Origin of the sequence: Acinetobacter sp. GSS19 (assembly GCF_028621895.1) — a bacterium.
Lineage (GTDB): Bacteria > Pseudomonadota > Gammaproteobacteria > Pseudomonadales > Moraxellaceae > Acinetobacter.
In genome coordinates, this window is the sequence record NZ_CP117520.1 from 315902 (window position 1) to 330044 (window position 14143).

Genomic DNA, 14143 nt, shown 5'->3' on the forward strand with positions numbered 1-14143 from the left:
TGAGTATATTGTTTGGCTATCTTCGATCCGAAAACGATTCCGTTGTCGTTATATATTCACATGCCGTGGTGTGTGCGCAAATGTCCCTATTGTGACTTTAATTCTCATGCCGTACCGGATGGTAAACTGACGCTGGATCTGGAACAGGAATATCTGCACGCCCTAGTTGAAGATTTCAAAACCCAATTGGATTTTGCGCAAGGCCGTCCTATCCACAGCATTTTTATAGGAGGGGGAACACCCTCGCTGATTTCTGCCCAAGGCTATCTGTGGCTGTTTGCTCAGTTACGTCATTTACTGCCGTTCCAAAGTGACTGTGAAATTACATTGGAAGCCAATCCCGGTACCGTAGAGCATGATCCTTTTGCTGATTATTTGCAGGCCGGGATTAACCGGCTATCGATTGGGGTGCAAAGTTTTCACAGTGAGCAATTGCAACGCTTGGGACGTATCCATGGCCAGCAGGATGCCTTGTCTGCGATTCAGCAGGCGAAAGCAGCGGGTTTCCAGTGCATCAATGTCGATTTGATGCATGGCTTACCTGAACAGACCGTTGAGCAGGCACTGACAGATCTGCAACTCGCGGTAGAAGCGGGGGCAACGCATATTTCCTGGTATCAGCTGACAATTGAACCGAACACGGTCTTTTTCAGAACCCAGCCGCTACTGCCTTCGGATGAGGTGTTAGAAGATATTCAGGAGCAGGGGGAGGCCTATCTTAAGGCTCATGGTTTTGTGAACTATGAGGTCTCAGCGTGGCGTAAAGAACGTCCATCAGCGCATAACCTGAATTATTGGCAGTTTGGCGATTATCTAGCGATTGGGGCGGGCGCCCATGGCAAGGTGACCTTACCGGAGGGGGTCTATCGTTTCCAGAAGACCCGGCTGCCGAAAGACTATCTGGCTAAAGTCCCTGCGGAACATTTGCAGTTTAAACCGGTCACGGCTGAAGAGTTACCTTTTGAGTTTATGATGAATGCACTGCGCTTGAATGATGGTGTAGACGCTCAGCTGTATGCGCAGCGAACCGGATTAGATTTAGCCGATTTGGATCAAGTTCTGACTTCTTTGCGACAGCGCAAATTGCTGGTTGATGATCCTCAGCGTTTGGCCTGTACCGAGCAGGGCCATGTGTTTTTAAATTCCGTGCTGGAAGAATTTTTGTAAGTGGTGGAAAGGCTCCACCATGCTTTATTTTTTCATTTTAAGCTGTCGCATCCATGCCAAGAAATTTAGCACTCGATTATCTCAAAATGGGGCTGGCCATCAGCATTGTGTTTTTACACACCCTGATTTTCTATGATTTTGCACCGTTATTGGGACATAGTCTGGTACAAGGCCTGTTTCGACTTGCCGTACCGGTGTTTTTGATCATTAGTGGCTATTATTTTTTTGGCATTCAGGATGTCGAAAAATATAAAAAATGGCTATTCAGGATTGCCGGTTTATATCTACTCTGGACCCTGTTCTATGCCCCCATCTGGTGGACCGCTTACCCTTTTTATAATTGGCTGAATCTACTCTATGGCTATTTTGTCTTGTGGTATCTGGTTGGTGTCCTACTCGGCGGTTCACTGCTTTATGTGCTGAGAAAATGCCATTCAGGCCTATTATTGGCTTGTGCTTTGCTGCTGTTTCTCGGCGGCTGGGCGATCCAGGAATTGGGCAATTTGCATGTGCTGAATCCGGTACTGGACCGGCGCTTTAATTTTGCGCCCTGGCATCGTAATTTTCTGCTGGTCAGTTTTCCTTTTCTGACTGTAGGTTTTTTACTGCGTAAGCACCGTGAGCAAATTACTGCGCGCTTTAAGGTCAAGTTATGGCATGTGGTATTGGCATTCACCGTGGTTCTGATGGAGTCAATAGCGAATTATTACTGGATCAGTAAAACGGAAGCGGTAGAACAGATGCTCTCGTTATTTGTAGCTGCGCCGTTGCTGTTTTTATATGTGTTGCAGCAGAAAATCATGGGAAACAATAAAGAACTGGCTAACCTTTCTACCGCGATTTTCTTTATACATCCCTTGTTTATTTATTTGCTTAAAAACCATTTCATTGGACAGCAAACGCTACTGAGTTTTATGGTGTTGCTATGTTCCCTCCTAGCTGGTTTTGTACTGGTCGCGCTGAATAAGAAACTGAAGTATCTGTTATAAATGGGCATAAAAAAGAGCGCCTTGGCGCTCTTTTTTACAGCGTTCTCAAATTAATAATCGAAACTGAAATGTTCCGCTGGTAATGCTGTCATGCTACGTGACGGATAAACCATCGCTTCTGCATGGCCTTGTGCCCGTGGTAACAGACGTTCAAAGTAGAATTGTGCCACCTTGATTTTGGCCTTATAAAATTCAGGCGTTTCCTGTCCGGTACCTGCTGCAAGATGATTAGAGGCTACGGCTGCCTGTTGAGCCCAGAAATAGCCCATCATCACATAGCCGGAGAACATCAAGAAATCAACCGATGCGCTGGATACAATGTCACGATCCTTACGCGCAGCTAGCAGAATACGCACAGTCAGAGTGTTCCATTGTGCGCAGAGTTTGGTGAGATCCCAGGCAAAACCGCGCATATATTTGTTACGCGCATGTAGGCCACAGAATTTGAGAATTTCTGAAGTGTAATCACGGATGACCTTGCCGCGCGAGTTCAATAAGACTTTACGACCGATCAAGTCCAGTGCCTGAACACCTGTAGTGCCTTCATACAGCATGGCAATGCGGGCATCACGCACGATTTGTTCCATGCCCCATTCCTTGATATAACCATGACCACCATAGACTTGCATGCCGTGGTTTGCAGCTTCGTAGCCCATTTCGGTGAGGAAACCCTTAAGAATCGGCGTATAGAAACCTAAGTGGTCATCTGCCGCCTGGAAGGCCGCCATATCACCCCGTTGCAAGGCATCGTTCATTTTATCGGCCAGCTGTGCAGCATGATAAATCATGGAACGGCCACCTTCTGCAATGGCTTTTTGCGTGAGCAGCATACGGCGTACATCGGCATGGTAAATGATTGGATCTGCAACCTTGTCTGGCTCTTTTTTACCAGACAGTGCGCGCATCGACAGACGTTCTTTGGCATACGGCAATGCTCCTTGGAACGCCAGTTCAGCATGAGCGATCCCTTGGATTGCGGTGCCAATCCGCGCGATATTCATGAAGGTAAACATGGCGTGCAAACCCTTATTCGGTTCACCAATCAGGAAGCCTTTTGCTTGGTCGAAATTCAGCACCGCGGTTGCTGAGGCACGAATCCCCATTTTGTGCTCAATGGAGCCACAAGTGACAGCGTTGCGTTCGCCCACCTGACCTTCGGCATTGGGCAGGAATTTCGGCACAATAAACAGCGAAATGCCTTTGGTCCCTTGTGGGGCATCGGGTAAACGTGCCAATACGATATGCACGATATTTTCTGTTAAATCATGCTCACCGGCAGAGATGAAGATTTTGGTACCGGAAATCTGATAGGTGCCATCTGCTTGCGGTTCTGCTTTGGTTTTGACCTGACCGAGGTCAGTACCACATTGCGGTTCGGTCAAACACATGGTGCCCGACCAAGTTCCCGCCACCAGATGTGGCATATAGGTTTTTTTCTGTGCATCGGTACCGTACTGCATGATGGTGCTCATACAGCCGACACTCAGTCCCGGATACATCTGGAAGGCCCAGTTGGCGGTGCCCATCATTTCCGCCTTGATCAGATTCAAGGACATTGGCAGATTCTGCCCCCCAAACTCTTCTGGATAAGACAAACCTTGCCAGCCGCCTTGTACGAACTGGTCATAGGCTTCTTTAAAGCCTTTTGGCGTGGTGACCTGTCCATTATCGAAATGGCAGCCTTCATCATCGCCGGATTGATAGAGTGGGGAAAGGACATTTTCACAAAAATCGGCGGCACCTTCGAGGATCATATCTACCGTGTCGGCATCAGCCGCTGCACCATTCGATAACGATTGATAGTGGCTGCGGTAGTCAAATACTTCATTCATTAAAAAACGAATATCGCGTAATGGAGCTTTATAAGCAGGCATGAGATTAATCCTAATTTAGAAATTGTTTTTGATTGTTCAGGTCGTTACTTTGATTATTCACATGGGTCATAAAAATACATTGATATTGTAGCCTCCGGAAATTGTCAGAAAGGCGAATAGAGGACGAAGCCAATTATCTGAATGCTGTATTTTTTCTTTCGTTCTGCATACATTTTCATCATACTCGAGCGCTTAGATTCTGCAAATTTTTATACACAATAATTAGGTTTTTATTATGAAACTTACAATATTAACGGGGTGTTTACTCAGTTTGGGGCTGATGGGCTGTAGCCAAAATTTAATAAAATCAAAAGTGCAGCAACCCAAGGGAACGGTAGCACCGCAGGCGGTGCAAGGCGTGAATGCGGTATACCGTTATCCAAGTTTTGACTATGCTTCGCAGATCAAGTTTGAATTTAATGATCCGGCTCATCCAGGCAATACAGTCAATCGTGCGATAACTTCACCGAAAACATTGGATCCCGAGATTCGTCAAAAATTACAGCAATTTTTTGCCGCAGAACAAATTCACTTGAAAGCCCGAGAGCAACAGGCACTGTATCAGGCTTTGTCTGAGCCGCCTCATCCACTGCAACCTAGCAGTATGAGTGCACGTTTGCAAAAGTTTAGTACTCATTTACTGAGCGACCTGGATTTGAGCCTGAATGGTTCGGTACATTGGCGGGAAAAACAGGCCTCAATGAACCTGCAGTTACGTTATGCCAAGCCAACTTTGCTGGTACAGGCTCAAGTGCCGATGGTGCTGGATTTACAGGACCATAAATTTTATAGCAATTTTTTTGCCTTGATGCCGTTCTTGGTCAATCGGGATTCACAAGCCGATTATGCCTATGTCGATTTGGCCAAGTACAAAGATCTCTTGCAACAGCTCGATGGCCGTGCTGCTTTACAGTTTTTGCAGGAACTTTCTGCGCTGCCTTACCAGTTAGCAGCGGACTCGAACTTAACTCGCCTCCCTTTAACGGCTCAGGATCGTGCGCAAGGTGCCGTAGACAAGATCCGTTTGCAATCGACGCTGGCTGAAAGTCTGTTACAAACCAGCCTGTTTTTACAGGTCAATGAACAGTATCTGTTACGTCATATTCTAAAAATTGACCCTGTTTCTGGCCAGAGTCAGAATCTGGGTCAACTTTTATTGAGTCAGGCATCGGCCACATCTGCTGAAAAAGTAGTGAAGGACCGTACCGCAACGCATGCATCGGCACATTATCAGGATATGTTGAATGCCTACTGGCAACAGTTGCGTGAGCAACAGCAGAGCGATTGTGACTGTGGGGAAGATGAAGCCTCGCTATCAGCAGAGACAGCCAAAGAAGTGGCACCCGAGGGGAGCGTGCAACAAGAACAGGAACAGTACCTTGCACAGGATTTGGCACAGTGCCAACGGTTGGCGACTGAAAAGCAGCAGATCAGCTTGGGCGATGCTGCCTATTGTTTGAATGTCTATGCGGTGGATGTGCTGCAGCCACAGGATTCGACGGTATCTATGAGTTCGCCAGTGATTCAGCAGGAAAAAATGGTGAGACTCAAACAACTTTTTAAAACCTATGACACTGGACAGCTGGTTACAGTACAACAATTTAAAGCCTTATGGCAGCAGCATCAGACTGAGATACAAGCCTACCTGCAAGAGGAAAACATGCCGCTGCCCTCCGTTGTTGAACTGGGGCTAGATGAGCAGGGGCGCATGCTGTATGTGCACAATCAATTTGATTTATCGGGTGTACTCCCTCAGCAGCCGCTACGTATTCGGGTTGATACCCAGGTGTCTCATTATGGACAGGCCTCTGCAATTGATCAGCAGGCTTTAAAACAGGCGAAACCGATTGCCGAAGTAATGCGGGGTTCCGCTTTAGATGGGGTGTTTCAGGGCGTATTGAAGCGTAGCGGCATGGATGATGAAGCATCCTCCATGAGCAAAGATGTGGATTCACTGGATCAGCAACTCGAACAGCTGGCCACTCAGGTCTATGCCAAGAAACAGGACTACCTCAGCACCTATAATGCAGTTTTTCTGGCTACGCTTGCACAGCAACAGCCGCGTTGGTTGCAGCATTTTTCTGCCCAAGATCTGGCAGAGGTCGCCAGTCTGCATGCTTACCGTTATGCCAGTGAACAGTATTTGCCATCAACTACAGATATGGAACAGCAACAGCAGCGTTGGCAACAGCACCAGCATTGGACTGAAGACAGCTATCAGGTCATGTTAGGACGACAGACGGCCAGCTTGGTGGAGCATGTCATCCAGAAAGCACAACAGAAAAATCGTTTAAAACAGCTCAAGCAGCATTCGCCAAAACCGGAACAGCAGTTTTCGGCCTTGTATGTGCAGGCTTATCAGCAGGCCTATGAAGATGAGCTGAACAATCCCCCGCCTAAAGAATTAAAACAGGTGGCGGATATTCTGGGGCATGCCTATGCCACACAGCAAAAACGAGTCCTGCAGCCAGAGAGTTTTCAGCCGTTGAAATTGTCGGATGAAACATGGGTGGATGTAGAGTTGATCTCGGTGGTCTTTGCTCAGTTGGAAGAAAAATAACCCATAGATTTCACCAAGTTCAAATGCTGAACTTGGTGAAACAGTTTTATTTTTGCTGTTCTAAGCTCAGAAAATCGCGGGTGTTTGGTCGGACACCATTCCAGATCGAGAACGATTCGACGGCCTGACCGACCAGCATTCCGAAACCTTCAGAGGTTGGAATACCGCGTGCTTTGGCCTGATCCAGAAAACTCGAAGGTTTGCCATACGCCATTTCATAGGCATATTTAAACTGCAACGCTTCCGGTAAAACCAGGGCATCACCCGCCAGACTGGCCGAGGTAGCATTAATCACCAGATCAAAATCACCGGCTAACTCATCTAGCCCAATCGCGGCTAAAGTTGCTTGTGGCACCGAAGCAGCGATATCCTGAACCAGTTGTTCGGCACGAGCGAGTGTACGGTTAGCGATCACGATTTTTTTCACGCCTGCCAGAACCAGTGGATAAATTACCCCACGGGTCGCACCACCTGCACCAATAATCAGCACGGTCGTATTGTGCAATGGCCAGTCCAGTGCCTGAATGGCTTCCACCAGACCCTGACCATCGGTATTGTCGCCGTGAAGCTGTCCATCTTGCATCCATAGCGTATTGACCGCTTTGGCGATTTTGGCACGTTCACTGAGCTGGTCACATAAAGCAAAGGCCTGTTCTTTAAACGGCACCGTGACATTCATACCGACACCACCGGCAGCAAAAAATTCGCGTACGCTGGCTTCAAAACCATCCAGCGCGGCCAAGCGTTTGCTGTAGTTCAAATCTACACCCATTTTTGCGGCAAAGGCGTGATGTAATTCAGGTGAGCGTGATTGTTCGATTGGATTGCCGATCACGGCAAATTGTTTTGTCATGGTATGGACGATCCCTAAAAGCAAAGGCCCATGATGGATCAACCAAAAACCTGCAGTATAGAAATCAGCAGGCTAATCTGATAGTCATCATGGGCTCGATAGATTATGCGTTCAATTGTAACCAGTCACGCGGCTTTAAATAATATTCGGTGAGACGTTTTTCGGCGGAATCTTCTGCCCATTCCGGACGGTAGCTCCATGCCGCCAGGTTTGGTAAGCTGACCAGAATCGATTCGATGCGACCACCGGTTTGTAGGCCAAACAGGGTGCCGCGGTCATAGACCAAGTTGTATTCGACATAGCGGCCACGACGATAGAGCTGGAATTCCCGCTGTGCTTCACTATATGGCTGCTCACGGTGTTTCTCAAAAATCGGCAGAATTGCTTCAAGATAACCATTGCCCACGGCCTGGATATACTGGAAGCAGGTTTCAAAATCCCAGCAGTTCAGATCATCAAAAAATAGGCCACCGACGCCACGCTGTTCATCACGATGCTTTAAATAAAAATAGTCATCACACCACTGTTTATGTTTGGCATACACCTCTTCACCAAAAGGCTGGCACAGATCATAGGCTTTTTGATGCCAGTCGATGACATCCTGCTCATCCGGATAAAATGGTGTGAGGTCAAAACCGCCCCCAAACCACCAGATTGGTGCCTGGCCTTCCGGCTCGGCGACAAACAGACGCACATTGGCATGTGAAGTCGGAATATTCGGGTTTTTCGGATGAATCACCAGAGATACACCCATGGCCTGAGCCTTGGCACCGGCAATCCCCGGATGACGTTCTGTCGCCGAGGCTGGCAGTTTGGAAATATTGATGTGCGAGAACATCACGCCGCCTTTTTCAATCACTGTGCCATCTTGCAGCACACGTGAGCGGCCACCGCCGCCTTCCGGGCGTTCCCAGTCATCAATGATGAATTCTGCCTTACCGCCCCCGGCCTGTTCCTGCTGTTCTAAAGCAGCACAGATCCGGGCCTGTAAGTCGAGGAGAAAGTCACGAACACGCTGGAGATCAGCAGAGGTGGGATGAGACATCGGAACACTCATAAGAAAATTCTAAATTCATCACATCAAAACACAAAATGCCGAAAAGATTAAGCAGGTTTTTCTCATGCGGAGGTCGGCTTGTATTCTGTGTAGAAGCTGCGCAGAATAGATTCGTGCTACTGTTTTTGTTGAATTGTATTTTTCTGTTGTGTTTTGCAGGCAGAGATTTTTAAGTGGATGGGAAATATGGGTACTTCGCTAATTCAAAAATATAATGTTCCTGGGCCACGCTATACCAGTTATCCGACGGTACCCTATTGGGAAGACAGTTCTTTCTCAGCAGAGCTTTGGCAACAGAGTTTGAAACGTTCCTTTAATGAATCCAATGTCAGTGAAGGCATCAGCTTATATATCCATCTGCCGTTTTGTGAAAGTCTGTGTACCTTTTGTGGCTGTCACAAGCGTGTGACTAAACGTCATGAAGTGGAAGCGCCTTATATTGCTGCTGTGTTGAAAGAGTGGGATCTGTATTGCCAACTGCTGGTCAATAAGCCACGTATCAAGGAAATTCATTTGGGGGGTGGCACGCCGACCTTTTTCTCTGTTGAGCATCTGGTGCAACTGATGCAGGGCATTCTGTCGAAAGCTGAAATTACGGAAGAGCACGAATTCAGCTTTGAAGGCCATCCGAACAGCACTACGCGAGAACATTTGCAGGCCTTATATGATCTCGGGTTTCGCCGGGTCAGCTATGGGGTGCAGGACTATAACCTCACCGTGCAAAAAGCTATTCACCGGATACAGCCATTTGAACATGTCGAGCGTGTGACGCAATGGGCGCGTGAAATCGGCTACACCTCCATCTCGCATGATCTGGTATTCGGTCTGCCATTTCAAAGTCTGGACGATGTGCTGAATACTATCGAGAAAACCACCAGCCTACAGCCAGACCGTTTGGCCTTTTACAGTTATGCCCATGTGCCGTGGATCAAGGGCAATGGCCAGCGTGGTTTTAAAGATGAAGACGTGCCGAAAGACCATGTGAAGCGCACTTTATATGAGGAAGGCAAAAAACGTTTGCTTGAGCACGGTTATCATGAAATCGGTATGGATCATTTTTCGCTTGCCAGTGATGCCATGTACCAGTCCTTCCAGCAGGGCAGCTTACACCGTAATTTTATGGGCTATACCGCTTCTAAGACCCAAGTGATGATTGGTCTAGGGGTTTCCTCGATCAGTGATAGCTGGTACAGCTTTGCGCAGAATGAAAAACAGCTGGAAGATTATTATAGCCGTCTGGAAAATAATGAAATTCCGGTGTTTCGTGGGCATGTGCTGAGCGCAGAAGATCTGATGATCCGCAAACACATTTTAAACCTGATGTGTACCTTCCAGACCTCGTGGCAAAGTGTCGAGATGCAATTTCCAGAATTGCCCGAGGTCCTGACCCAACTGGCTGAAATGCAGCAAGACGGTTTACTGGAGATTCTAGAGCAGGGAATCAAAGTGACTGAACAGGGCAAACCCTTTGTACGCAATATCTGTATGGCTTTTGATTTAAGATTGAAACGCAAGATGCCGAACACCCGCATTTTTTCCATGACCATTTAATCGGTCAATACCGCATAAAAAACCGGGTGGACTAAGTCCACCCGGTTTTTTATGCGAAGAATTTTTAGAGCAAGGAATTAGAAGTCATCTGTATGATAAAGGTGTGACATACGTTCACGTTTGGTCTTGAGATAATCTTCATTAAACTGGTTTTTGCCTACCGTCAAAGGCACACGACCCACCACATCAATGCCTTGTGCTTTCAGGGCTTCAATCTTGAGGGGATTATTGGTAATCAACTTCACCTGTTGGATGCCCAAGTGATTGAGCATGATCGGGCACATGTCATATTCACGGGCATCAGCGGGCAAATTGAGCATGAGATTGGCATCCACCGTGTCATGACCTTGATCCTGCAGGGCATAGGCACGGATTTTATTGGTTAGACCGATGCCACGACCTTCCTGACGCAAATACAAAATGACCCCTTGTCCGGCATCGTTAATCATTTTCTGCGTGGCTTGCAATTGTGGGCCACAATCACATTTTAACGAGGCAAAGGCGTCGCCAGTCAGGCATTCAGAATGGATGCGTACCAGCACCGGACCATTTGGTGGTGTCTCCAGTCCTTTAGAGAGTGCCACATGCTCTTCGCCGGTCGCAGGGTCTTGAAAAACACTAATTTTAAAATCACCAAAAGCAGTCGGTAGTTTAGAAGAGGCAACAAATTCTATTGGCACAGTTCAACCCATGGTTAGCTTAGAAAGTGATTGAAAGTATAGCGTAATGCTTGGACATTGGTAGAATTGCCATTATGAATTTATGCATAACATTTTCTTTTTTGTATAAAGCGCACGATAATAGTTGATAAATAGTAAGATTATTCAGGATAATCTGCTGCACCACACAAAGCCGTACGCGATGTATGCGAGAATACTCAAGATGACATCACTACAAATGTGGTTGCTTAAAGGTGATTCCATTCGATAATGTTCATCATTTATCGCTAACCCATTGACCCAGCTCGGATCCGCCAGGCTTTAGAAGGCTTTGCCATATATGTTGTATACCGAAATTCCAACTCAACGCCCTGTTACGCCATTGTTGGATGCGATTGATCATCCCCAACAATTACGTCAGCTCGAGCAAAGCCAGCTTGTACAAGTGGCAGATGAGTTGCGTCAGTATATTTTGTATGCCGCTGGGCAAAGTGGCGGGCATTTTGGCGCCAATCTCGGTGTAATCGAACTTACCGTTGCACTGCATTACTGTTTCAATACCCCACATGACCGTTTGGTTTGGGATGTCGGTCATCAGGCTTACCCGCACAAAGTTCTGACGGGACGCCGTGAGCAGCTCACCACGATCCGTGCTAAAAATGGTCTGGCGGCTTTTCCGGCACGTGAAGAATCTGAATTTGATACTTTCGGCGTTGGTCATTCTTCGACCGCAATTTCTGCTGGTTTGGGGATGTCACTGGCACGCCGCTATCAAAATAATCCATGTGAAGTCGTCTGCGTGGTGGGGGATGGTGCCATGACGGCGGGTATGGCATTCGAAGCTATGAACGATGCGGTCGCACATGATGCCGACCTGATGGTCGTGCTGAATGACAACGACATGTCGATTTCCTGCAGTACCGGTGGCTTTGCCAAACATCTTGCGGCCATTTGGGAAAAAGGTCACTTCGTCAATATTGATGAAAATGGCGAAGCCTATATTCAGCCGCACCCACAGTGGACGTATAATTCACGTTTGCATCAATCGGCGACAGATGCTGCAGACAACCTGTTTAAAGCCATCGGTTTTGACTATTTCGGACCGTTTGATGGTCATGATGTTGAGCAGTTGGTCCAGGTTTTTAATGCGCTGAAAAAACGCAGTGGTCCACGCTTAATCCATGTTTACACCCGTAAAGGCAAGGGTTTTGCACCTGCCGAAGCTGATCCAATTACCTATCACGCCATCAGTAAAATCACGGCGACACCATTTCGCAAGCCGGTCGCCAAAGCGGCACCGAAATATTCCGATGTCTTTGGACAATGGTTGTGTGATCAGGTCGCTCAGGATCAACGTTTGCTGGCAATTACCCCAGCGATGTGCGAAGGTTCGGGCATGGTGAAGTTTGCCAAGCAGTATCCGCAACGTTTCTTTGATGTGGCGATTGCCGAGCAGCATGCGGTGACTTTGGCAGCGGGGATGGCCTGTGAAGGTTTAAAACCTGTTGTTGCGATTTACTCAACCTTCCTGCAACGCGGCTATGACCAGTTGATCCATGACGTGGCTCTGCAAAATCTGGATGTGACCTTCGCGATCGACCGGGCTGGCCTGGTTGGTGAGGATGGCCCAACGCATGCGGGTGCTTATGATTACGCCTATATGCGTACCGTACCCAACATGCTGATTATGGCACCGAAAGATGAAAACGAATGTCGTCAAATGCTGCATACTGCCTATCTTTATCCAGGACCTGCAGCAGTGCGTTACCCACGTGGACAAGGGACAGGGGTGGAAATTCAACAACAAATGACCGCGCTGGACATTGGTAAAGCGGAGATCCTTGCGGAATTCCATCCACAACAGGACGAGCAGATTTCTATTCTGGCGTTTGGTAGCCGTGTTACTGTGGCATTACAAGCCGCAGAGCAGCTTGCTCAGCTGCGTGAAGTGGGTGTACGTGTGGTGAATATGCGTTTTGTTAAACCGCTGGATGAAACACTGATTCAACAGCTTGCTGAACATACCAGTTTGTTTGTGACCGTAGAAGAACATGCGGTCATGGCAGGTGCAGGTAGTGCGGTCAATGAATATTTGGCACAAGCTCAAATTGTCAAACCGGTACTGAATCTTGGATTGCCCGATTCATTCTTGCCACAAGCAACCCATGCACAGATGCTTGAGGATTGTGGTCTTGATGCCATTGGAATCCAAAAAGCCATAGAAAAAGCCTGGTTAAAGCTTGTACAGACAGCCTGAAGCCCTGCTTTAAATTTTTCGCAACATTTTTTCCCTAAAAGTGCATTCATTTGTTAAAATGTATGCGCTTTTATGCATTATTCTTTGTCAAAATCTTCAAAATTTGTAGTGGGTGTTCAATGGAACCTATGGTGGTGATGGCTGCGCGTGCGGCTCAAACAGTTGGTCAAGAGCTTTTAAAAGCACATCAGAATCGTCATAAACTCGATCTACAGGTAGAAGATAAAGGCATCGATGGTCCGGTAACACGTGTAGATCGCTATTTAGAGCAGTTGACCATTGATACGCTGCGTAAAAGTTATAAAAATCATAGTTTCCTTGGTGAAGAGTTTGGTTTTCAGGAAGGTAAAGGTCACGATGCAGACTGGTGCTGGGTGATTGATCCACTGGATGGTACACAAAACTTCATTAACGGCTTTCCGCATTTCTGTATTTCTATTGCTGTACAACACAAAGGGATCACTCAACATGGTGTGATCTATGATCCGGTACGTGATGAGATGTTCTCTGCCAGCCGTGGTCGTGGTGCGGTGATGAATCAGCGCCGTATTCGTGTCAATGTTAAAGATAGCTTGGCAAATACTTTCCTGGCGGTAGGTCATCCGTACCGTGCTACGCGTAATGGTGAAGTGGTCTCTTACGCTGAACAGCATTTTGCAAGTTTGTTGGCCGTCACCAAAGCGGGTGCACATATCCGTCGTGGTGGTTCTGCAGCCTTAGACTTAGCTTACGTGGCTGCGGGTCGTTTTGATGGTTTCTTTGAACTCGGTTTGAAACCTTGGGATATCGCTGCTGGTGAACTTTTAGTGAAAGAAGCGGGCGGTACACTGGTTGATGCGCGTGGGGGTACAGATTCAGCAGACAATGGTCAAGTTCTGGCATGTTCAATGAAAATGTTGAAACCTTTGATGCAAGCTGTTGTCCCTGCTTGGGCGGATGCAGCCAAATAAATTGATGCGCTGAAAAATATTTACGAAAGCCCTCAAAATTGAGGGCTTTTTTCATGTATGTAGGTACGTGTAATGTGTAATTGGTCAAGCTTTGTAAAATAATCGCAAAAGCGCATGACATTTGTCTTTTTTCTGTTATACTCCGCCGACGCACTTAAATTTCCGTTCATTACCTGAACATTATCTTCTAATCATTGTGTATGCGCGTACTGTCCATAGAGAGGAC

General features: G+C 47.2%; 10 protein-coding genes. 6 read left to right on the forward strand and 4 right to left on the reverse strand.

Annotated elements, in window-relative coordinates; genetic code table 11:
• Positions 1 to 12: 12 nt before the first annotated feature.
• Complete coding sequence (gene hemW / locus PGW99_RS01560) at positions 13 to 1167, forward strand: radical SAM family heme chaperone HemW (RefSeq protein WP_273778346.1); 1155 nt, start codon at positions 13 to 15, stop codon at positions 1165 to 1167.
• A 53-nt stretch (positions 1168 to 1220) separates the two neighbouring features.
• Positions 1221 to 2156 carry an acyltransferase family protein gene (locus PGW99_RS01565; protein ID WP_273778348.1) on the forward strand — a complete coding sequence of 312 codons (936 nt, stop codon included), beginning with the start codon at positions 1221 to 1223 and terminating at the stop codon, positions 2154 to 2156.
• 50 nt (positions 2157 to 2206) lie between these two features.
• On the opposite strand, the gene PGW99_RS01570 is transcribed toward PGW99_RS01565, so the two are convergent.
• Positions 2207 to 4030 (reverse strand): acyl-CoA dehydrogenase C-terminal domain-containing protein, encoded by a 1824-nt coding sequence (locus PGW99_RS01570; protein WP_273778350.1) that lies wholly within the window; start codon positions 4028 to 4030, stop codon positions 2207 to 2209.
• Between the two features lie 235 nt (positions 4031 to 4265).
• On the opposite strand from PGW99_RS01570, the gene PGW99_RS01575 reads away from it, so the two are divergent.
• Positions 4266 to 6590 carry a hypothetical protein gene (locus PGW99_RS01575; RefSeq protein WP_273778352.1) on the forward strand — a complete coding sequence of 775 codons (2325 nt, stop codon included), beginning with the start codon at positions 4266 to 4268 and terminating at the stop codon, positions 6588 to 6590.
• Positions 6591 to 6636: 46 nt separating this feature from the next.
• Here the strand turns inward: PGW99_RS01575 and aroE are convergent, their stop codons facing one another.
• Complete coding sequence (gene aroE / locus PGW99_RS01580) at positions 6637 to 7443, reverse strand: shikimate dehydrogenase (protein WP_273778354.1); 807 nt, start codon at positions 7441 to 7443, stop codon at positions 6637 to 6639.
• A 103-nt stretch (positions 7444 to 7546) separates the two neighbouring features.
• The gene (gene hemF, locus PGW99_RS01585; protein ID WP_273778356.1) at positions 7547 to 8488 is read right to left on the reverse strand and encodes an oxygen-dependent coproporphyrinogen oxidase; all 942 of its coding nucleotides are present in this window, start codon (positions 8486 to 8488) and stop codon (positions 7547 to 7549) included.
• A gap of 198 nt (positions 8489 to 8686) precedes the next feature.
• Here hemF and hemN point away from each other — a divergent pair, with 198 nt between their 5' ends.
• Positions 8687 to 10051 (forward strand): oxygen-independent coproporphyrinogen III oxidase, encoded by a 1365-nt coding sequence (gene hemN, locus PGW99_RS01590; RefSeq protein ID WP_273778357.1) that lies wholly within the window; start codon positions 8687 to 8689, stop codon positions 10049 to 10051.
• Between the two features lie 77 nt (positions 10052 to 10128).
• On the opposite strand, the gene ribA is transcribed toward hemN, so the two are convergent.
• Positions 10129 to 10731 (reverse strand): GTP cyclohydrolase II, encoded by a 603-nt coding sequence (gene ribA / locus PGW99_RS01595; RefSeq protein ID WP_273778359.1) that lies wholly within the window; start codon positions 10729 to 10731, stop codon positions 10129 to 10131.
• Positions 10732 to 11050: 319 nt separating this feature from the next.
• Here ribA and dxs point away from each other — a divergent pair, with 319 nt between their 5' ends.
• Together dxs and PGW99_RS01605 are read left to right on the forward strand one after the other, a co-directional pair.
• A complete protein-coding gene (gene dxs, locus PGW99_RS01600) occupies positions 11051 to 12967 on the forward strand; it encodes a 1-deoxy-D-xylulose-5-phosphate synthase (RefSeq protein ID WP_273778360.1) in 1917 nt (638 codons plus the stop codon).
• Positions 12968 to 13086: 119 nt separating this feature from the next.
• Entirely contained in the window at positions 13087 to 13917 is an 831-nt protein-coding gene (locus PGW99_RS01605; protein WP_273778361.1) for an inositol monophosphatase family protein, read from the forward strand.
• Positions 13918 to 14143: the final 226 nt, after the last annotated feature.